The sequence below is a fragment of the Streptomyces sp. NPDC048277 genome (assembly GCF_040652235.1).
Taxonomy (GTDB): domain Bacteria; phylum Actinomycetota; class Actinomycetes; order Streptomycetales; family Streptomycetaceae; genus Streptomyces.
This window is the reverse complement of record NZ_JBEZLQ010000009.1, coordinates 257,789-277,806: the sequence shown is the minus strand read 5'-3', so window position 1 is coordinate 277,806 and position 20,018 is coordinate 257,789. Positions and strand designations below refer to the sequence as shown.

The 20,018-nt window shown below is 71.8% G+C and carries 15 protein-coding genes; 10 read left to right on the top strand and 5 right to left on the bottom strand.

Features of this window, described 5'->3' with window-relative positions:
• The first annotated feature begins 77 nt into the window (after positions 1-77).
• From AB0D85_RS21620 to AB0D85_RS21610, 3 genes are all read left to right on the top strand, one after another.
• Complete coding sequence (locus AB0D85_RS21620; protein ID WP_362322452.1) at positions 78-629, top strand: DUF1707 and FHA domain-containing protein; 552 nt, start codon at positions 78-80, stop codon at positions 627-629.
• 118 nt (positions 630-747) lie between these two features.
• On the top strand, positions 748-2,115 hold the full coding sequence (locus tag AB0D85_RS21615; RefSeq protein ID WP_362322450.1) for a M14 family zinc carboxypeptidase: 1,368 nt from the start codon (positions 748-750) through the stop codon (positions 2,113-2,115).
• Positions 2,112-2,528, top strand: a complete 417-nt coding sequence (locus AB0D85_RS21610; protein ID WP_362322448.1) for an SSI family serine proteinase inhibitor — start codon at positions 2,112-2,114, stop codon at positions 2,526-2,528. The genes AB0D85_RS21615 and AB0D85_RS21610 overlap by 4 nt, the downstream gene beginning before the upstream one ends.
• A gap of 43 nt (positions 2,529-2,571) precedes the next feature.
• Here AB0D85_RS21610 and AB0D85_RS21605 read toward each other — a convergent pair whose 3' ends face one another.
• The 3 genes from AB0D85_RS21605 to glgX all read right to left on the bottom strand — a co-directional run bounded on the left by AB0D85_RS21605 (position 2,572) and on the right by glgX (position 8,638).
• Positions 2,572-3,822, bottom strand: a complete 1,251-nt coding sequence (locus tag AB0D85_RS21605; RefSeq protein WP_362322446.1) for a M14 family zinc carboxypeptidase — start codon at positions 3,820-3,822, stop codon at positions 2,572-2,574.
• 261 nt (positions 3,823-4,083) lie between these two features.
• The gene (gene treY / locus AB0D85_RS21600; protein ID WP_362322444.1) at positions 4,084-6,435 is read right to left on the bottom strand and encodes a malto-oligosyltrehalose synthase; all 2,352 of its coding nucleotides are present in this window, start codon (positions 6,433-6,435) and stop codon (positions 4,084-4,086) included.
• A 94-nt stretch (positions 6,436-6,529) separates the two neighbouring features.
• On the bottom strand, positions 6,530-8,638 hold the full coding sequence (gene glgX, locus AB0D85_RS21595) for a glycogen debranching protein GlgX (protein WP_362322442.1): 2,109 nt from the start codon (positions 8,636-8,638) through the stop codon (positions 6,530-6,532).
• A gap of 196 nt (positions 8,639-8,834) precedes the next feature.
• Here glgX and AB0D85_RS21590 point away from each other — a divergent pair, with 196 nt between their 5' ends.
• The 4 genes from AB0D85_RS21590 to AB0D85_RS21575 all read left to right on the top strand — a co-directional run bounded on the left by AB0D85_RS21590 (position 8,835) and on the right by AB0D85_RS21575 (position 13,202).
• Positions 8,835-9,650 (top strand): Tat pathway signal sequence domain protein, encoded by an 816-nt coding sequence (locus AB0D85_RS21590; RefSeq protein ID WP_362322440.1) that lies wholly within the window; start codon positions 8,835-8,837, stop codon positions 9,648-9,650.
• A gap of 56 nt (positions 9,651-9,706) precedes the next feature.
• Positions 9,707-11,023: a copper amine oxidase gene (locus AB0D85_RS21585; RefSeq protein ID WP_362322438.1), complete on the top strand. Its 1,317-nt coding sequence runs from the start codon at positions 9,707-9,709 to the stop codon at positions 11,021-11,023.
• Positions 11,024-11,125: 102 nt separating this feature from the next.
• Positions 11,126-12,367, top strand: coding sequence for an SAV2148 family HEPN domain-containing protein (locus AB0D85_RS21580; protein ID WP_362322436.1), 1,242 nt, complete (start codon positions 11,126-11,128; stop codon positions 12,365-12,367).
• Positions 12,368-12,482: 115 nt separating this feature from the next.
• Positions 12,483-13,202 carry a 3'-5' exonuclease gene (locus AB0D85_RS21575; RefSeq protein ID WP_362322434.1) on the top strand — a complete coding sequence of 240 codons (720 nt, stop codon included), beginning with the start codon at positions 12,483-12,485 and terminating at the stop codon, positions 13,200-13,202.
• A 98-nt stretch (positions 13,203-13,300) separates the two neighbouring features.
• Here AB0D85_RS21575 and AB0D85_RS21570 read toward each other — a convergent pair whose 3' ends face one another.
• Entirely contained in the window at positions 13,301-14,164 is an 864-nt protein-coding gene (locus tag AB0D85_RS21570) for an aminoglycoside phosphotransferase family protein (protein WP_362322432.1), read from the bottom strand.
• Positions 14,165-14,361: 197 nt separating this feature from the next.
• On the opposite strand from AB0D85_RS21570, the gene AB0D85_RS21565 reads away from it, so the two are divergent.
• Genes AB0D85_RS21565 through AB0D85_RS21555 form a run of 3 tightly spaced genes read left to right on the top strand, consistent with a single transcriptional unit; the run spans position 14,362 to position 17,386 of the window.
• Entirely contained in the window at positions 14,362-15,276 is a 915-nt protein-coding gene (locus AB0D85_RS21565) for a sugar ABC transporter permease (RefSeq protein ID WP_362322603.1), read from the top strand.
• Positions 15,273-16,106 carry a carbohydrate ABC transporter permease gene (locus tag AB0D85_RS21560; RefSeq protein ID WP_362322430.1) on the top strand — a complete coding sequence of 278 codons (834 nt, stop codon included), beginning with the start codon at positions 15,273-15,275 and terminating at the stop codon, positions 16,104-16,106. Before AB0D85_RS21565 ends, AB0D85_RS21560 begins: the two co-directional genes overlap by 4 nt.
• Complete coding sequence (locus AB0D85_RS21555; protein ID WP_362322428.1) at positions 16,106-17,386, top strand: sugar ABC transporter substrate-binding protein; 1,281 nt, start codon at positions 16,106-16,108, stop codon at positions 17,384-17,386. The genes AB0D85_RS21560 and AB0D85_RS21555 overlap by 1 nt, the downstream gene beginning before the upstream one ends.
• Before the next feature lie 80 nt (positions 17,387-17,466).
• Here the strand turns inward: AB0D85_RS21555 and AB0D85_RS21550 are convergent, their stop codons facing one another.
• A complete protein-coding gene (locus tag AB0D85_RS21550) occupies positions 17,467-19,710 on the bottom strand; it encodes an MMPL family transporter (RefSeq protein WP_362322426.1) in 2,244 nt (747 codons plus the stop codon).
• Between the last annotated feature and the right edge of the window lie 308 nt (positions 19,711-20,018).

Sequence of the window (20,018 nt, the reverse complement as noted above, 5' to 3'; positions counted from 1 at the left end):
CGCCGACCGTACGCGCGCGTGACGGCCGTTTTCCCGTTTTCTGGACACCCGGGGTTCACTGACCCAGAATCGGCAGCGTGACGTCGTCCTTCGAGTTCAACACCTATCCCGCGCGGCTGTCCGACGCGGAGCGTGAGAAGGCGCTGAGCGTGCTGCGCGACGGCGTCGTCATGGGACGGCTGTCGCACGACACGTTCGTGCGCCGCATGGAGCTGGCGCTCGCCGCCCGCCGTGCTGACGAACTCGCCGCGCTCACCGCCGACCTGCCCCAGGAGAACCGTTTCGCGCGCGTGTTCTTCGGCACCGTCGAGGCCGTCTCAGGGTTCACGGTACGGCTGCGCCGGGCCTGGCAGGCCGAGCGGCTGCCCAAGCTGCTGCTGCCGCACCCGGGCGCCGGGCAGGCGCTGCGGATCGGCCGCGACCCCGCCAACGGGCTGCGGCTCACCCACGAGACGGTCTCCCGCGTGCACGCCGAACTCCACCGCCAGGGCGGCCTGTGGGTCCTCAGGGATCTCGGCTCCACCAACGGCACGACCGTGAACGGCCGCCGGGTGATCGGCGCCGCCGTCGTCCGCGAGGGCGACCAGGTGGGCTTCGGCCGGATGTGCTTCCGGCTCGCCGCCCACTGAGTCCTCACCTTCTCTTAAGTGGCTGAAAAACGTATGTTCGCCGCGGTGTTGACGTACCCCCCAAGTCGTGACTGACTGTGTGTGCGCCATGCACATCATGTGAAGCGACGGCACCGCATTGTGGAGGTGTGTCCTGCCGCCACTCCTCCGCTATCCGTCCGTGGACCAGCTCGCCTCCCGGGCGGCCGCGCTGGTTGCCGACCGTCCCCGGGAGGCCCGGCTGCGCAGGGTCGGGACGTCTCGCGCGGGCACGCCGATGTGGCTGCTTTCCATCGGTCACGGCAGCCGGCACGCCCTCGTCGTCGCCGGCCCGCACGCCAACGAGCCCGTCGGCGGCGCCACGGTGCTGCGCCTCGCCGACCGGGTCCTGGCCGACCCCCGGCTCACCGAGGACACCGACGTCACCTGGAACCTGCTGCTGTGCCTGGACCCGGACGGCTCGCGCCGCAACGAGGGCTGGCTGGCCGGTCCGTACACCCTGGGCCACTACTTCCGGAACTTCTTCCGGCCCGGCTTCCTGGAGCAGCCCGAATGGCTGCCGGACGGGGCCGAGGCCGCCGCGCTGCCCGAGACCCGGGCGCTGCTCGACCTCCAGGACGAGCTGCGGCCCTTCCTGCAGTGCTCGCTGCACGGTGTCGACGTCGGCGGCGGCTTCGTCGAGCTGACCCGCGACCTGCCGGGCCTCGACCGACGCCTCGCGCACACCGCGAACCGGCTCGGCATCCCCCGCGAACTCGGCGCCTACGACACCCTGTACTGGCCCACCCTGGGCCCGGCCGTCTACCGCGTCCCACCGCCCCGCCGGGGCGACCTGGCCGCCGCCATCACCGAGGCGGCCGTCGAGTCCACCTGGTTCCACCCGTACCGGCACGGCACGGTCACCGCCATCGTCGAGGCGCCCATGTGGGGCGTGACCGCCGTCCAGGACGGCGCACCGCCCGCCGACCGGGACGCGGCGCTACGGGCCGTCAGCCGGACCCTGCGGGACGACACGGGCCTCCTGGAGGACGTCCTGGCCCGGGTCCGGCCCCAGCTGACCACGGCACCGGACGCGGCCCGGCTGCTCCCGCCGGTCGACGACTACCTGCTCGTCTGCCCCGGCCTCGCCGACGCCTGGGACCCCGACACCGACGCCGGCAGCGCCCGTCCGCTGCCCCCGCTCAACACCGCCCACCTGGCCGCCCTGCGCATCGCCGGGCGCCGGCTGGCCCTGCGCACCGCCGGACTGCTGCACCAGCTGCTGCGCGGCACCGGCCACGACCCCGCCGACGCCCTGCCCGACCTGGACCGGCTGATCGACACCTGGTGCGCGGACTACCACGACTCCCTCGGCGCCCGCTGGATCCCGGTCGCACGGCAGGCCGAGTACCAGACACGCGTGGTCCTGAGCGCATTCGAACTGGCGCATCGCCACGCGCGCGTGCTTGCCCGTTCGGGTGAGTCGGACTGGGGCGCCGAGGCCGCCGTGCCGATGCACAGGGAATGACCCATCTGATCAGAGCGACAGCGGCCGGCGGCGCCCTGCTGGCGGCCGCCGCCCTCCTCGCCGCCGGCCCGGCGCAGGCCGCGCCCGGCGGCGCACGCGGCGGCGACTACCTGTACCTGACCGTCACCAAGGGCGACAGCCGGTCCAGCGACACGCGCGGCACGCTGCTGCTGTGCGACCCGCCCCAGGGGCACTCCCACGCGGTCGAGGCCTGTGCCCGGCTCGCCGCGGTGGCCGGTGACATCACGCGCATCACCCCGGCCAAGGACGCGCTGTGCCCGATGGTCTACGCCCCGGTCACCGCCCAGGCGCGCGGCGAGTGGGACGGCCGGCCGATCGAGTACAGCGAGACGTTCTCGAACTCCTGCCAGCTGGCGGCCCGCACCGGACCGGTCTTCGCCCTCGACAGCTGAACCCGGGGCGGCGTGCGGCCCCCGGGGACAGGCCCCCGAGACCTCACGCCGCCCGCTCGCGCGCGTGCTGCGCCGCCGCCAGCACCGTCCGGGACTGGTGTTCCACCTGGCGCTCCAACGGCACCCAGCGGGCCCGGAAACGCTCCGCGTAGGCGTCGCACCAGGAGGCCACCAGCTCCTCCAGGCGGGGCGCCGCGCGGTCGTCCGCCTCCCGCAGCACCCGCAGCAGCATCGACGCCGCCCGCAACGGCAGCCGCCGCCCGAAGGCGTCCACGCTGCCGATGTACGCCATCGTGGTGTCGACGGGCTGCCGGAGGATCCAGTCCTCGGCCAGCCCCGGGATCAGTCCCAGCGCCCAGCGGGCGGCCCGCAGCAGCGGCCCGTCCAGACCGTCGAGGCGGGGCAGCGCCTCGGTCAGCACCCGCTCCACCTCCCGTGAGTCCCGCAGCAGCCGGCGCGCCAGCCGCCGCATCGCCGCGGCCGGTGCCGGGTGCGGCGCCGGATCGTCGACCAGGTCGCTCGCCCACATCGGCACCTCGACCACCGCCGTCAGACCGCCGTAGCGGTGCGCGTGGTACCAGGTGCTGTGCCGCGCGTCGTCCGGCATGCTCGGGTACGCCACCCCCGACTCCGGACCGGGCATCACCCGGACCCCGGGCCCGGAGGCCGGCCAGCCCGCGGCGTCCGAGGCGCCCGTCTCCACCGGGATGTGCAGCTCCGCCGCCGACTTGGCGAACGGCTCGGCCAGCCCCGGCACGTCCCTCGTCAACTGCACCCAGCTGCCGCCCAGATCGGTGCCGTGCAGGGTCACCTGGAGGTAGGGGCGCAGCTCGTCGATCACCCCGAGCAGGGCCAGGGTCTCGGGCGGCAGCCGGTCCGGCGGCAGCACCGACGGCGACCACTCCGGCTGCTCGGGGCCCGCCGGACGGTAGAAGCCGAGGTGGTAGTCGAGCAGGCTGCGCGGGGCCGGGGTGACATGCAGGCTCGCCCCGTCCGGGTCCGCGCACAGCAGGAAGTGCCAGGAGGTCTCCGCCCGTAACTCCCGCTCGTGCAGCACCCGCTCGGCCAGCACCTGGAGCGTGCCGCCCCCGGTCGGCTCGTTGGCGTGGGCGCCGGCGACCACCAGTACGGCCCGCCGGGCGTGCCCCACGGACAGCAGGTGCAGCGGTCTGCCCGCGCGGGAGACACCGATCTGCCGCAACGTGCACAGGCCGGGCCGGTGAGCGGCCAACGCCCGGGCGGTTGCGATGAGTTCGGGAACACTGGGGTAACGCAGCTCCGGCAGGAGACTCACCCCCGACTTGTCCGCCCGGCTTCGCATTCCCCAGTCCCGCACGGCATAGGTGAACTGTCAAGAACCTCCCGGGGGAGGCTCCAGGGGGCGCCCAGGGGCATGTGCGGTCGGCCGACGGGACGGTAGGCGCCGAGGGGAGCGCGAAGCCATTACGCGGCGCGGAACGGTTCCACGCGCCGTTACGGACGCCGGCCGCGCCCGGCGAGTTTCGGCAACCTCCCGAACCGGCCCCACATTCACTCTTACGGGTGAATCTGTCGCTCAGTCCCCGTCTTCCACCCGCTCCAGCAGCACCACCGGCAGCCCCTCGAAAAGCTCGGCCACGCGCGCGTGCCCGGTGAACTCCCGCCGCGGCGCCAGGACGTCGGCCCACCGCCCCGGCGGCAGCGGCAGCACCGTGTCCCGCCAGCCGCCCGCGGCGGCCAGCCGCAGCGACAGCCGGGTCACCGCCGTGACCACCTCCCCGGAGCGCGCGAACGCCAGACAGTGCGCCGCGGCCGGGCCCTGCGCCGTCAGCGGCGCGTACGTCGCCGTGTCGCCGAAGACGTGCGGGCGCCGCGCCCGCAGCCCCAGCGCCGCCGCCGTCACCGTGTCCTTCTCACCGGGACGTCCGGGCGGGAACGTCACCGGGCGCCGGTTGTCCGGGTCCACCAGCGCCCGGTACTCGCTCTCCGTGCCCTGGTAGACGTCCGGCACGCCCGGCATCGTCAGATGGACCAGAGCCGTGCCGAGCACGTTCGCCCGGACGTGCGCCGCCAGGGAGGCGCGGAAGGCCGCCATACGCTCTCCAGGCGGCCCGCACGGCCCCGCCGCGACGAACGAGACCACCGCCTCCTCGTACGGCGGCTCCTGCTCCGTCCAGCTCGTGTACAGGCCCGCCTCCCGCACATGCTTCACCAGCGCCCCCCGTACCCGCCCGGAGTCCGCCGGGCCGAGCCCGAACACCGTCTGCCAGGCAGCCCAGGCCAGTTGCGCGTCCGGCATGCCCTCCCCGTCCCGGGTCACCTCGGCCAGCACGTCCGCCCAGTGCTCCGGGCACTCCGTCAGCACGGCCAGTGCCGCCCGCACATCGGCGCTGCGCTTCGTGTCGTGCGTCGTCACCACGGTCCCGGTGAGCGGCCAGTCGCGCTGCACGCGCGCGCAGTACGCGTGAAAGGCGTCCGGGGACACACCGGGACTGCCGGGATCACCGCCCACCTCGGTCGCCGACAGCAGCGGCACATACCGGTAGAACGCCGTGTCCTCCACGGACTTGGCACGCAGCGCCGAAGCGGTCTGCGCGAACCGCGCCCGGAACTCCGCGAGTCCCGGCCCGTCCCCGGCCACCAGCAGCCCGCGCACCACGTCCACCGCCCCGCCCTCCTCGGGCACCACGAACGCCGCCCGGGCCTCCTCGGCGGCCCGCTCGGTGACGACGGCGCCCGCGTCACCCGAGGCGTACGGCCGGTACACCGGCATCCGCACCAGCAGCTCCCGCAGCGCGGTGCGCAGCGCCCAGGGCGCCCGGTCGCGCAGCGCGGGGTCCGGCGACGTCGCGCACACGCGCGTGGCCACCCGTGTCAGCCGGTCCGTCTCGGTCGCCAGCTCGTGCGTGAGCACCTTGTACGCCGCCCGCCGCACCGTCGCCGCCCAGTCGCCGCCCCGGTCCGTCTGCGGGGCCGCGAACCGCCGGTACTGGCCGAGCAGTTCACCGGCGCCCGCGGGATCCGTGAACAGACCGTCCACGTGCCGCAGCGCGTCGTACCCGGTGGTCCCCGCGACCGGCCAGCCGGCCGGCAGCCGCTCGCCGTCGGCAAGGATCTTCTCGACCACCGTCCAGCGCCCGCCGGTCGCCTCGTGCAGCCGCGCGAGATAGCCGTCCGGGTCGGCGAGCCCGTCCGGATGGTCGACGCGCAGCCCGTCCACCACACCCTCGTGCAGCAGCTGGAGGATCTTGGCGTGGGTGGCCTCGAACACCTCGGGGTCCTCCACCCGCACCCCGATCAGCTCCGAGATGCTGAAGAACCGCCGGTAGTTCAGCTCGGTCCGGGCCAGCCGCCACCACACCGGCCGGTACCACTGGGCGTCCAGCAGCTCCGGAAGCGGCAACTGCGCGGTGCCGTCCCGGAGCGGGAAGGCGTGCTCGTGGTAGCGCAGCACGTCCCCGTCGACCACGAGCTGCCCGAGCACGTCGCCGACCGGGCCGCCGAGCACCGGAACGAGCAGCTGCCCGCCCTGGGCCTCCCAGTCGACGTCGAACCAGCGCGCGTACGGCGACTTCGGGCCCTCCCGCAGGACCTCCCACAGGGCGTGGTTGTGGCGGGGGGACATGGCCATGTGGTTCGGCACGATGTCCACGACGAGGCCGAGACCGTGTTCCCGCGCGGTACGCGCGAGCGCGCGGAGCCCGTCCTCGCCGCCGAGTTCCTCGCGCACGCGCGCGTGGTCCACGACGTCGTAGCCGTGGGCGGAGCCGGGGACGGCCTCCAGGACGGGGGAGAGATGGAGGTGGGAGATGCCGAGCGAGGCGAGGTACGGCACGGATGCCTGGGCTGCCGAGAAAGGGAAGCCGGGCTGGAGCTGGAGTCGGTAGGTGGCCGTCGGGACGGTGGGCGTGGCTCGCTCGGCTGTCATGCGGATGTCTGTACCCGTCTGGTTGGGTTTTGTGTCACAGTGCGGGTCCGGTGGGGGTTGATCGCGCAGTTCCCCGCGCCCCTGAGGGGCGCGTTCAGGCGGGCCTCTGCAGGACAGTCAGGCTTCGTCCCACCAAGGTCAGGCGTTCGCCCCCGTCGACCTTCACCCCAGGTGGCACCGGCTCCGCCCCCGCCGTATCCACCACCACCTCCCACTGCCGCCCGTGGTTCACCGGCACCACGAAGTCCAGCGGGTCCGGTGACGCGTTGAACATCAGGAGGAACGAGTCGTCGGCGATGCGCTCCCCGCGTGCGCCCGGTTCCGAGATGGCGTTGCCGTTGAGGAACACCGTCAGGGCGGAGGCCTGTGCCGAGTCCCAGTCCTGCTGGGTCATCTCACGGCCCTCGGGGATGAACCAGGCGATGTCGGAGAGCTCGTCGTGGGTGCCCTCCACCGGGCGGCCGTGGAAGAAGCGGCGGCGCCGGAAGACCGGGTGCTCCTTGCGCAGCCGTGCCATCGCGCGCGTGAAGGACAGCAGGTCGCTGTCGTCCTCGGGGGACGGCCAGTCCACCCAGGACACCTCGTTGTCCTGGCAGTACGCGTTGTTGTTGCCCTGCTGCGTGCGCGCGAACTCGTCGCCGTGGCCGATCATCGGCACGCCCTGGGACAGCATCAGCGTGGCCACGAAGTTCCGCATCTGGCGGTCGCGCAGTTCGAGGATCGCGGGGTCGTCGGTGTGGCCCTCGACCCCGCAGTTCCACGAGCGGTTGTGGCTCTCGCCGTCCCGGTTGTCCTCGCCGTTGGCCGCGTTGTGCTTGTCGTTGTACGACACCAGGTCGTGCAGGGTGAACCCGTCGTGGCAGGTCACGAAGTTGATGGAGGCCAGCGGGCGGCGGCCGTCGTCCTGGTAGAGGTCGGAGGAGCCGGTCAGCCGGGACGCGAATTCGGCCAGCGCGCGCGGTTCGCCGCGCCACAGGTCGCGCACGGTGTCGCGGTACTTGCCGTTCCACTCGGTCCACAGCGGCGGGAAGTTGCCCACCTGGTAGCCGCCCTCGCCGACGTCCCAGGGCTCGGCGATCAGCTTCACCTGGGAGACGATCGGGTCCTGCTGCACCAGGTCGAAGAACGACGACAGCCGGTCCACCTCGTGGAACTGCCGGGCCAGGGTCGCCGCGAGGTCGAAGCGGAAGCCGTCGACATGCATCTCGGTGACCCAGTACCGCAGCGAGTCCATGATCATCTGGAGGACGTGCGGCGACCGCATCAGCAGCGAGTTGCCGGTGCCCGTGGTGTCCATGTAGTAGCGGGGGTCGTCCGTGAGACGGTAGTACGACTGGTTGTCCAGGCCCCGGAAGGACAGCGTCGGGCCCAGGTGGTTGCCCTCGGCCGTGTGGTTGTAGACCACGTCCAGGATCACCTCGATCCCGGCCTCGTGCAGCGCCCGGACCGCCGACTTGAACTCCAGGACCTGCTGACCGCGGTCGCCCCAGGAGGCGTACGCGTTGTGCGGGGCGAAGAAGCCGATGGTGTTGTAGCCCCAGTAGTTGTTCAGGCCCATGTCGACCAGCCGGTGGTCGTTCACGAACTGGTGGACCGGCATCAGCTCCAGGGCCGTGACGCCCAGCCCCGTCAGATGGTCGATGACGGCCGGGTGCGCGAGGCCCGCGTAGGTGCCGCGGAGCTCCTCCGGCAGGTCCGGGTGGCGCATGGTCAGGCCCTTCACATGGGCCTCGTAGATCACCGTGTGGTGGTACTCGGTGCGCGGCCGCCGGTCGTCGCCCCAGTCGAAGTACGGGTTGATCACCACCGAGGTCATGGTGTGCGGCGCCGAGTCCAGGTCGTTGCGCTTGTCGGGGTCGCCGAAGTGGTAGCCGTACACCTCCTCGCCCCAGCGCACCGACCCGCTGACCGCCTTCGCGTACGGGTCGAGCAGCAGCTTCGCCGAGTTGCAGCGCAGCCCGCGCCCGGGGTCGTACGGGCCGTGCACCCTGAAGCCGTAGCGCTGTCCCGGCATCACGCCGGGCAGGTACGCGTGCCGGACGAAGGCGTCGCTCTCCCGCAGCTCCACCGCCGTCTCCGAGCCGTCGTCGTGCAGCAGACACAGCTCCACTCGGTCCGCGGCCTCCGTGAACACCGCGAAGTTGGTCCCGGCGCCGTCGTACGTGGCACCGAGCGGATACGCCTCTCCAGGCCAGACCTGCATGAAGTCGACTCTTCCAGGTGTCTCTCGCGCCCGGGGGCGCCTTGGTCATGAGTCTGCCCGAAAGTAATGGAACCCCATGTGACTTACACCCCTCTTACCCGGCGACCAGTGCACACAGCGACCCATGTGGCGAAGTGTGCCGAATCAGTGGGGCATACACGTACTCCCTGTGACAAAGGGGGAGTAGGGGGAAGATGTGCGCAAGATAGTGCACCGCCATCTGGGCAAGGTGGTGGCCGGTGCGGGCCTGGCGGTGGCGGGGACCGCCGTGATGATCGGGATCACCCTGCCGGGTACGGCGGGGGCGAACGAGTCGGGAGGGAGCGACGGGACCGGCACGGCCGCCGCGCAGGACGCGGGGCAGGGGCCGGGCGCCGTCAGGCCGGGCGTGGTGGAACAGGCGCCCGCCGAGGGGAAGAAGGGCACGGGCAGTGACCCGCTGACCGACGACGAGACCAGGCGCGTCGAACAACTCGCTCTGACCCAGCAGATGTTCAGCGCCGGGAAGAACGCCGAGGGTGCGCGCGGCCCGGAGCGGATCAGCGTCGACCTCGCCGAGCCGAACGCGGACGAACTGGACAGCTCGAACGCGCCGCGCCGCGCGGACGTCACGTTCTACGACTACAAGAGCGACGCTCTGATCACCCGGACCGTCAACCTCGACACCGGCAAGGTCGAGCAGACCACCAGCCGGCAGGGCGTCCAGCCGCCGCTCAGCCACGACGAGAATGTCGAGGCGCTCAAGCTGCTGATCGCGGACCCGCTCGGCGCCGGCCTCAAGGCGGACTTCAAGGACGCCACGGACCAGCAGTTGACCGACCCCGAGCAGCAGCTGCTGCTCAACAGCGCGGTCTACCGCGCCACTCCGGGCGCCCAGCCCGCCGCGCTCGACAAGTGCGGCGAACACCGCTGCGTGCGGCTCTTCCCGAAGGTCAAGAACGGGCCGTGGATCGACGCCAGGTCGCTCATCGTCGACCTGAGCGCGCGCAAGGTCGTGAAGCTCGGCCGCTGAGCCGGACTCCGTTCGCTCTTCCACTCCGAATCTCCCGTACCAGGAGTCACTTCGTCATGCACCCGAACAGAATCAGCCGCGCCCGCAGGACGGCCGCCGTGGGCCTGTCCGTGGCCGCGCTGGCGGCCGGCGCGACCACGGCGGCCGGACCCGCCGTCGCCCAGCCCAAGAAGGCCGCCGTGGCCGCCGCCGACTGCTCCGCCGCCTACCGCATCGAGCAGAAGCTCTCCACCGGCACCACCTGGCGGATGTGCTGGCGCTACGACAGCAAGGCCGGACTGGTCCTGGAGCACATCTCCTACCAGCCCAAGGGCGAGGCCGCGCCCATCAAGGTCCTCTCCAGCGCCCGGCTCGCCCAGATCGACGTCCCCTACGACGACGGCAGCGTCGAGTACGACGACCTGACCGGCTTCGGCTTCGCCCAGGGCCTGGTGCCGCTCGACACCGCCGAGTGTCCCGGCGGCACCATCAAGACCGTCAAGGTCCCCGACGCCTGGGACCCGGCCCACCCGAACGTCAACGGCCTGTGCACCACCACCCGTTCGCGCGGCCACGCGTACCGGATGCAGGCCGACACCGGCAACCGGGTGTACCAGCAGCAGGGCAAGGACCTGCTGATCTACACCGTCAACAAGGTCGGCTGGTACGAGTACATGACCGAGTGGCGGTTCCAGGACGACGGCACGATCAACATGAACGTCGGCGCCACCGGCAGCCTCTCGCCGGGCGACTACGACGCCGGCGACGGCCGCGGCTGGCCCATCGGCAAGGGCGCCCACGCCTACGCCACCAGCCACAGCCACAACGTCTTCTGGAAGCTGGACTTCGACCTCGACGGCTCCTCCAAGAGCCGCATCGAGCAGTACGACTCGGTGGTCAGCCCGCCGGCGCGCGGCCAGGAGGCGCCGAGCAACAAGACCACCCGGACCAATGTCACCAAGGAACTCGCCGGTGACTCCAAGAACATGCGCTGGTGGCGCGTGGTCAGCACGGCCGGCAAGAACAAGGACGGGCACGCCCGTTCCTACGAGATCGTCCAGGGCGCCACCAACAAGTACCCGGGTCACGGTTTCACCAAGCACGACGTCTACTTCACCCAGTACGACAAGTGCGAGCAGTTCGCCAGCAACAACCCGGGCTGCGCGAACGGCCACCCGAAGAACGTCGACGGGTTCGTCAACGGGCAGACCCTCACCAACCCCGTGGTCTGGGTGAACGTCGGCTTCCACCACATCGCGCGCGACGAGGACCAGCAGCCGATGCCGGTCCACTGGCAGGGCTTCTCCATCGCCCCACGTGACGTCACCGCTATGAATCCGCTCACTCCGGCCGCCCTCGCCGATCAGAACGGACAGCCCGGAAACGGTAGTTGAGAAACGACCTGTCCATCCGGCTGCACCGCCGACCGCTCCCGGAGTACCCTTCCTTGATCGTTGGCACAGGGAGAGCTCGGGGGAGCGGAAGGCGGTGCACGGGTGGGCTCGGGAGGCCTGGAGCTGCCCCCTGGTGACGAGGGTCACGAGGGAAACTCCACAGACGTCCCGCCCGGCGCGGTGTCCCTGGCCCGGCCGATGGACGCCACGGGCTCCATCGGGCCGGAGCTGGAGTGGGACGCCGACGCCTGGCTCGAGGTGCGTACGCGCGCCCAGCGGGCCGGCCGGGCCTACATCTGGCTGAACCTCGTCGAACAGCGGCTGCGCGCCGTCGTGGCCGCCGTGCTGCGGCCCATCTACGAACCCGTCCACGGCGACGAGTGGGTGATCGCCGCGGCCGGACCCGCCGGTCAGGAGTGGGTCCAGCGGGCGGCCGCCGTCCGCGAGGTCAGCCGCCGCAAGGGCTATCTGCTCGACCCGGCCGACGACAACGTGCTCAGCTTCCTCACCCTCCCGCAGCTGCGCGAGCTGATGGTGCAGCACTGGCCCTGCTTCGAGCCGTACTTCGACGAGCGCCGGGACGTCGAACTCGCCCTGGACGAGCTGGAGGTGACGCGCAATGTCGTCTCCCGCAACCGCGCGCTCTCCGAGGCCGTCCTCAACCAGGCCGAACGTGCCTCCGCCCGGCTCCTGGAGATGCTCGGCACGGGCGGCGACGTGCCCTCCGCGCGCCGCCTGCCGGTGGACGCGGTGGAGGACCTGGTCGGCGACCGCTACGCGGACGTCGTCGCCGTCCACCCCGACCGGGTCCGCCTCATGCGCCAGTTCCCGGCCGAGGACCTCTTCGCCGGCGCCCGCCGCCTGGACGCCATCGGCATCGGCCTCAACCTGCTCGTGCAGAACTTCTCCGGCCGCCGCCTGATCCGCCTCGCCGAGACCGGCTGCCGGGTCCGCCTCCTCTTCCTCAACCCCGCCTCCAGCGCGGTCAAGCGCCGCGAGCGCGAACTCGGGATGAAAAGGGGCGAACTGAGCCGCTCGGTCGAGATGAACATCCTGCACATGCGCCGGGTCCGCTCCCGGCTGCGCGACCCGGCCGCCTTCGAGATCCAGGTGTACGACGACACCCCGCGCTTCTCCGCCTACCTGGTGGACGGCGACGGCGCCGACGGCATCGCGATCATCCAGTCCTATCTGCGCGGGGCGCGGGGGATGGAGTCGCCGGTGCTGGTGCTGCGCAACGGCAGCAAGGTGGTCAAGTCGGACGATGTCGTGGAAACAGGACTCTTCCCGACGTATCGCGAGGAGTTCGAGACGGCTTGGGCGGATTCGCGCCCGGTGTCCTGAGGGCTGTGCCGCAGGTCTGCGCCACGGTAAGCGGAACGCGGTCCTCTGATTGTCAGTGGCGCATGCGAGGGTGGAGACCACTGGGGGAAAGCACCACCAAGAAGGGGGGCCGCCCATGGGCTGGCACCAGGAGCTCCTGATCGGCTTCGACCTGGAGACGACAGGTACGGATCCGCACCAGGCGCGGATCGTCACGGGGGCCGTGATCGAGGTCAGGGCCGGGCAGGAACTCGGCCGCCGCGAGTGGCTGGCCGATCCGGGCGTGGAGATCCCGGCGGACGCGGTGGCGGTGCACGGCATCAGCAACGAGCGGGCGGCGGCCGAGGGCCGGCCGGCCGACCAGGTCGCGGACGCCCTCGCGGACGTCCTCACCGGCTACTGGAAGACGGGTGTCCCGGTCGTCGCCTACAACGCGACCTTCGACCTCACCCTCCTCTCGGCGGAACTGCGCCGCCATGGACTCCCGTCCCTCTCCGACCGCCTCGGCGGCCCCGACCCCGCGCCGGTCATCGACCCGTACACCATCGACCGCCGGGTCGACCGCTACCGCCGCGGCAAGCGCAACCTCGAAGCGGTCTGCGCCGAGTACGGCATCACCCTCACGGCCGCGCACAACGCCTCCGCCGACGCCCTCGCCGCGGCCCGCCTGGCCCGCGCGATAGCCGACCGCCACCCGAAGATCGCGGCGCTGGGACCGGCGGAGCTGCACCGGTGCCAGGTGGAGTGGTACGCGGAGTGGGCGGCGGACTTCCAGAGCTTTCTGCGCCGCAAGGGAGAGGTCGACGCGGTGGTGGACGGGGCGTGGCCGTTGCGGGAGCTGGCCGAAGCGGTCTGAGTGCCGGGCCGGTCGGGTGGTTCGTTCCGTGCGGGCCGGTGGGGGCCGGTCGCGCAGTTCCTCGCGCCCCTTTGGGGCGTTGGGGCGCGACGGCTGAGTCAGAAGGGATACCACCGCACCGACTCGTCGCCCTCCCGTAGCGACGCGACGCGGCGTTCGAACTCCGCCAGTGCCTTCGGGTTGCTCGGGGCGTGCTGGGCGACCCACGCGCAGCTCGCCGTTTCCCGGGCCCCGCGCAGCACACCGCACCCCTCCCACTCGCGCACGTCCCACCCGTAGGCCTCCGTGAACGAGTCGTAGGCCTCGGCCGGCATCCCGTACCGGTCCCGGGACAGTGCCATGACGACCAGGTCGTGTTCGCGCAGGTCCGACGAGAAGGTCTCCAGGTCGACCAGCACCGGCCCCTGCGGGCCGACGTGCACATTGCGGGGCAGCGCGTCCCCATGGATCGGCCCCGGCGCCAGACGCGGCGTCAGCGCGGCCGCGGCCGCCGCGAAGCCGTCCCGGCGCTCCCGCAGATACGCCGCGTCGGCGGGGTCGATCGCCTCGCCGGCCAGCCGCAGCCAGCGTTCCACCCCGCCCAGCAACTCCCGGGGCGGCAACGCGAAGGAAGGAGAGGGCAGTGCGTGCACGATCCGCAGCAGTTCGGCCAGATCCCGCGGCTCGGCCGGCCGCACCGGATCCGCCAGCCGGTGCCACACGGTCACCGGGTGACCCCCGACGAGCCGTGCCTTCGGCTCGGCGGCCCGTACCGCCGGTACGCCCGCCTCCGCCAGCCACCCCGCGATCTCCAGCTCGCGCCGGGCCCGGTCCAGCAGTTCGGCGTCCCGGCCCACCTTCACCACCAGGTCCCCGGCGGCGAACACCGCGTTCTCCCCCAGGGCCAGGAGCGAGGCGTCGGCCGCCGCACCGGGCAGCACACCCGCCGCGGCCAGTACGTCCCGTGCCCTTGCCTCGTCCATCGTCCGCCTCCGTGTCCGTTCCCGGCGCCCGCGCGCCCGCCGCTGTGCGGCTGCACACGGCGTCGTCTTCTCGCCATCCGGCGGTCAGTCTCGCATCCACGGAGGTCGGACCGGGTGCGCGGTGCCTTGACGGGACCACTGGCCTTCACGACCATGTCCAGGCCCGACCGGGCCGCGCAAAGGGGGATGACGTGGCATTGGTTACCGATGTGGCGACCACCGGCCGGCCGGCCGCCGCACGTGTCACCGACCGCGGCGCCTGGTTCCTGGTGCTGCCCGCCCTGATCCCCATCCTGGTGCTGAGCGTGGGCCCGCTGCTCTACGGGATCCTGCTGGCGTTCACCGACGCCCAGTCCGGCCGGACCGCGGCGACCCGGTGGATCGGCGGCCTCAACTTCCAGGACCTGCTGCACGACACCCTCTTCTGGGAGTCGTTCCGGATCGGTCTGGTCTGGGCGGTCGGCGTGACCGTGCCCCAGTTCCTGCTCGCGCTCGGCCTGGCTCTCCTCCTCGACCAGGAGTTACGCCTGCGCGGGCTCGCCCGCGCCCTCGCGATCGTGCCCTGGGCGATGCCCGAGGTCGTGGTCGGCATCGTGTGGCGCCTTGTCTACAACCCGGACGCGGGCGTCCTCAACGAGACGCTGCACGACCTCGGCCTCGGCGACGGGAGGGACTGGCTCAGCGGCCTCGCCACCGCCCTGCCCGCCGTGATCGTCGTCGGCGTCTGGGCCGGGATGCCCCAGACCACGGTCGCCCTGCTCGCCGGACTCCAGAACACCCCGCGCGAACTGCACGAGGCCGCCGCGGTGGACGGCGCGGGCGCCTGGCGCCGCTTCCGCACGGTCACCTGGCCCGCCCTCAGACCGATCGCCCTGGCCATCACCGCGCTCAACCTCATCTGGAACTTCAACTCCTTCGCCCTGGTCTATGTGCTGACCAACGGCGGCCCCGGCGGCAAGACCCGGCTGCCGATGCTGTTCTCCTACGAAGAGGCCTTCCGCTACGGCCAGTTCGGGTACGCGGCCGCGATGGGATGCGTGATGGTCGCCGTGATCGCGATGCTCCTGGCCGCCTTCCTGGCGGGCCGGCTCAGGGGAGGCGAGGACGCGTGAGGACCCGTACCGCGGCCCGCGCCGGCCAGTACGCGGCCCTGCTCGCCTACCTCGTCTTCCTGGCCTTCCCGCTCCTCTGGCTGCTCTCCACGGCCTTCAAGTCCCCGCAGGAGCTCGGCAGTCTGCATCCCACCTGGATCCCCCGGCACCCCACCCTGGCCAACTTCCGCCAGGCCTTCGACGAACAGCCGCTGCTGCGCGCCGGCCTCAACTCCCTGCTGGCCGCGCTCGGCGCCGCCGTGATCGCCGTACTCCTCGCGACCCCGACGGCGTACGTCATGGCCCGGCGCCGCACCGCGCTCTCCCGGGCGGCCACCGGCTGGGTGGTGGTCAGCCAGGCGTTCCCGTTCGTGCTGGTGATCATCCCGCTGTTCCTGGTGCTGAAGAACCTGCGGCTGATCGACTCCCTCTTCGGACTGGTGATGGTGTACGTGGTGTGGGCGCTGCCGTTCGCGCTGTGGATGCTCGTCGGCTACGTCCGGGCGGTGCCCGTCGAGTTGGAGGAGGCGGCGGCCGTCGACGGGGCCGGGCGGCTGCGGACCCTGGTGTCGGTGACGGCACCGCTGCTGGCACCCGGGATCGTGGCGACCGGGCTGTTCGCCTTCGTCACCGCGTGGAACGAGTTCTTCTTCGCGCTGGTGCTGCTGAAGACCCCGGAGAAACAGACCCTGCCGGTCGTCCTCACCCACTTCATCGGCGCGGAGGGCGTGGCCGACCTGGGCCCGCTCGCGGCGGCCGCCTTCCTGGCCACCCTGCCCTCGCTGCTCGTCTTCGCACTCGTGCAGCGGCGGATCACGGGCGGGATGCTCGCCGGGGCGGTGAAGAGCTGATGCGCACCAGGCTCACCACGGCACTCGTCGTCGCCTTCCTCCTGCTGGTCGCGGGATGCTCGGGAACCGCCCGGAAAGGCGGCCCGATCACCCTCCGCTTCCAGTCCCTGGCCTGGCAGGAGGAGTCGGTCGCCGCCAACAAGGAGCTGGTGAAGGAGTGGAACGCCACCCATGCCGACATCAAGGTCGAGTACGTGCAGGGCAGCTGGGACAGCGTCCACGACCAGCTGCTCACCTCCTTCGAGGGCGGTGAGGCCCCGGACGTCATCCACGACGCCTCCGACGACCTCGCGGACTTCGCCTACGGCGGGTACCTCGCCGACCTGACCGACCTGCTGTCCGCCCGGCTCAAGTCCGACATACCGCAGCGCAGTTGGGAGGCGGCGACCTTCGGCGGCGGTGTCTACGGCGTGCCGTTCCTGCAGGAGCCGCGCGTACTGATCGCCAACACGGCCTGGCTCGCCACGTCCGGCGTGCGCATACCCACCCCCGAACACCCCTGGACCTGGGCCGAGTTCAGACAGGTCACCAAGCGGCTCAGCGGCGACGGCAGGTACGGCGTGGCCTGGCCGCTCAAGGAGCCCGTCTCCGCCACGCTCAACCTGTCGCTGTCGGCGGGCGGACAGCTCTTCCACCGGGGCGCGGACGGCAAGGTGACCGTGCGCTTCGAGGCCGCCGACCAGGTCGTGCCGCGCACGATCCACGACCAGGTCGACGTCGACCACAGCGCACCGGGTTCGACGCTGGGCAGCGGGGGCTCGGACACCCTGCCGGGCTTCTTCGGCGGCAGGTACGCGATGGTCCCGCTCGGCTTCTCCTACCGCCAGCAGATCGTCCAGCAGGCGCCCAAGGGCTTCGGCTGGGAGGTGCTCCCGGCCCCGGCCGGCGCCGACGGGCTCGCGCAGGGCGTCAGCCCGCAGACGCTGTCCATCGCCGAGGACAGCCCGCACAAGAAGGAGGCGGCGGAGTTCGTCGACTTCCTGCTCCGGCCGGGGAACATGGTCCGGCTCGCCCTCGGCGACTGGATGCTGCCCACCGGCACCCAGGCCCTGCGGGACCCCGCCCTGCACACCGCGAAGTACGGCTGGGCCACCGGCACCGCCCTCGCCGGGCACCTCGGGCCGGCCCCCGCCCAGACGGTCCGCGGCTACCCCGAGTGGAAGGACAAGGTGGCCACCCCGGCACTCCAGGAGTACTACAGCGGCGCCATCGGCCTCGACGAACTCCGCAACCGTCTGGAGAAGGACGGCAACCTGGTGCTGGCCCGCTACCAGCGCTGAGCGCGCCGGCAAGCACGACGCAGGGCCCGTCGGCTCCTGCGGAGACCGACGGGCCCTGCGTCAAAGGGTGTTACCAGGACTCAGACGGGCAGCCGGTCCTGCTCGTCGCGCCTCGTCGGTGCCACCGGCTCCGGCGACTCGTCGTGGGTCATGTCCGGCAGCCACCGCAGCCAGCTGGGCAGGTACCAGTTGCGCTCGCCGAGCAGGGACATCACCGCCGGGAGCAGCACGCCCCGGATGATCGTCGCGTCGATGAGGACCGCGGCCGCCAGGCCCACGCCCATCTGCTTCATGGACTGCATGGACAGGGTGCCGAAGATCGCGAACACGGCGACCATGATGACGGCGGCGCTGGTGACGACCCCGGCCGTGGTGACCACCCCGTGCTGGATCGCGTCCTTCGTGGACCGGCCGCGCAGCCGGGCCTCGCGGATCCGGGAGACCACGAACACGTGGTAGTCCATCGACAGGCCGAACAGGATCACGAAGAGGAACAGCGGCAGCCAGGTGACGATCGCGCCGACGCCCTCCGCGCCGACCAGCGAGGCACCCCAGCCGTGCTGGAAGACGGCGACCAGGATGCCGTAGGCCGCGCCCACCGAGAGCAGGTTGAGCAGGATCGAGGTGATCGCGACCGTGAGGGAGCGGAAGGACAGCAGCATCAGGAGGAAGGCGAAGACGACCACGAAGGCGAAGACCGGGACGACCGAGCCGAGCAGCTGGTCGTTGAAGTCCTGGTTGCCCGCGACGTTCCCGGTGATCGGCGCCTGCACGCCGTCGACCTTGCCGAGGGTGGCCGGCCGGACCTCGTCGCGCAGCTTCTCCAGGCTCTTGCCGGCCTTGTCCAGGTCGGAGCCGCCGACCAGCGGTACGGAGATCAGGGCGACGTTCCGGTCGTCGTGCAGCTTGATCTGGACCGGGCCGCGCGAGGCCCCCGAACTGATCGCCCGCTCCTTGAAGTTCGTCAGTGCCCGCCTGACCTCGGGGGCGTTGATGTCCTTCGCCCGGACGACCACCTCGGCGGGCTCGGAGCCGCCGGGGAAGGCCTGGTTGACCCGGTCGTAGGTCCCCACGATCGGCAGCGAGTGGCCGAACTCCTGGTCCAGGGTGAGCTGCGAGGTCTTCATGCCGAGGGCGGGGGCGGCGACCGCGAGCAGCGCGCCGACCGCGACGACCACCGAGACCAGCGGCCTGGCGAGCACGCCCCGCAGGACGGCCGTCCAGAACCGGCTCTCGGCGGGACCCTGAGCGCGCTTGCGGCGCAGGAAGGGGAGACGGCCCTTCTCGACCCGTTCGCCGAGCAGGGAGAGCAGCGCGGGCAGGACGGTCACGGAGCCGACCATGGCGACCGCGACGACCATCAGGGAGGCCAGGCCCATCGCCTCGAACTCGGGGAGGCCGGTGAACAGCATGCCCGCCATCGCCACGCAGACCGTGACACCGGAGACGATGATCGCCCGGCCGCTGGTGGCGGCGGCGATCCTGAGCGCGGCGCCCGCGGACCGGCCGGCCTCCCGCTCCTCGCGTTCCCGGCGCAGGTAGAACAGGCAGTAGTCGACGCCGACCGCCATGCCGACCAGCAGCATCACGGAGTTGGCGGTGTCGCTCATCGGCTGCAGGTGGCTGACGATCCCCATCAGGCCCATCGTCGCCATGATCGCGGTGACGGCCAGACCGACCGGGAGCAGTGCGGCCACCAGCGCGCCGAAGGCGATCAGCAGGATGCCGAAGGCCACCGGCACGGCGGAGTACTCGGCCCGCTGGAAGTCGTTGCCGAAGGCGTCGGAGTACTGCTTGTTCATGCTGGCGCCGCCGATCTCCTCGATCCGCAGCGAGCCATGCGCCTTCTGTACCCCGGCCACCGCGTCCAGCACCGGCTCGACCCGGTCGGCGGCCGTCGCCGCGTCGCCGCGCATGTCGAACTGGACCAGCGCGCTGCGCCCGTCCTTCGAGATCGTGCCCGTGGTGTACGGCGAGGTGACGTCCGTGACCCTGCCGGTGCCGCCGACCGCCTTCACGACGTCCGCGACGGCGGCCTTGAACTCGGCGTCCGCGGACGTGACCGAGCCGTCCCTGGCCTGGATCAGGACCGTCTCCCCGGCCGGCTCCTTGATCCCCGCGTCGTCGATGATCTTCGCGGCGGTGTGGGTCTCGCCCTTGAGCTGGTCGCTCTCGTCGACGTCGACCCGGCCGGCCGCCGAACCGAGTCCCATCGCCAGGACGACGAACAGCACCCATATGCCGACGGCTGCCCAGCGGTGCCGGGCACTCCAGCCGCCGGCCCGGGCCGCCAGGCCCCGCACCCGCGTCTCTCCGTTCCCCATGACGGGATCCATGACGGGATCGCCCCCCTCGTGTGCGGTGACGGCCCCGGCCGCCACGACTTCTTCACGACGTGCTTCGTTCGATTCGAAGGTATGGGCCGGATAAGGCCGACTCGTCGTGCTGCCCGGTGAAGTGCGGCGGCCGGCTCTCGTCGCCGAGGAGGATGTCGGGCCCCTACATCTATCGCCCCGTCTAGGGGGTGATCATCAGGGCTGTCCCTTCCGACGACAGGGGTCCTCTTTGTGATTACAGAACCTTGTTGAACAAGTCACAGGTGCGTGTAGGAGTTGATCCGGGCCGGTCCGAT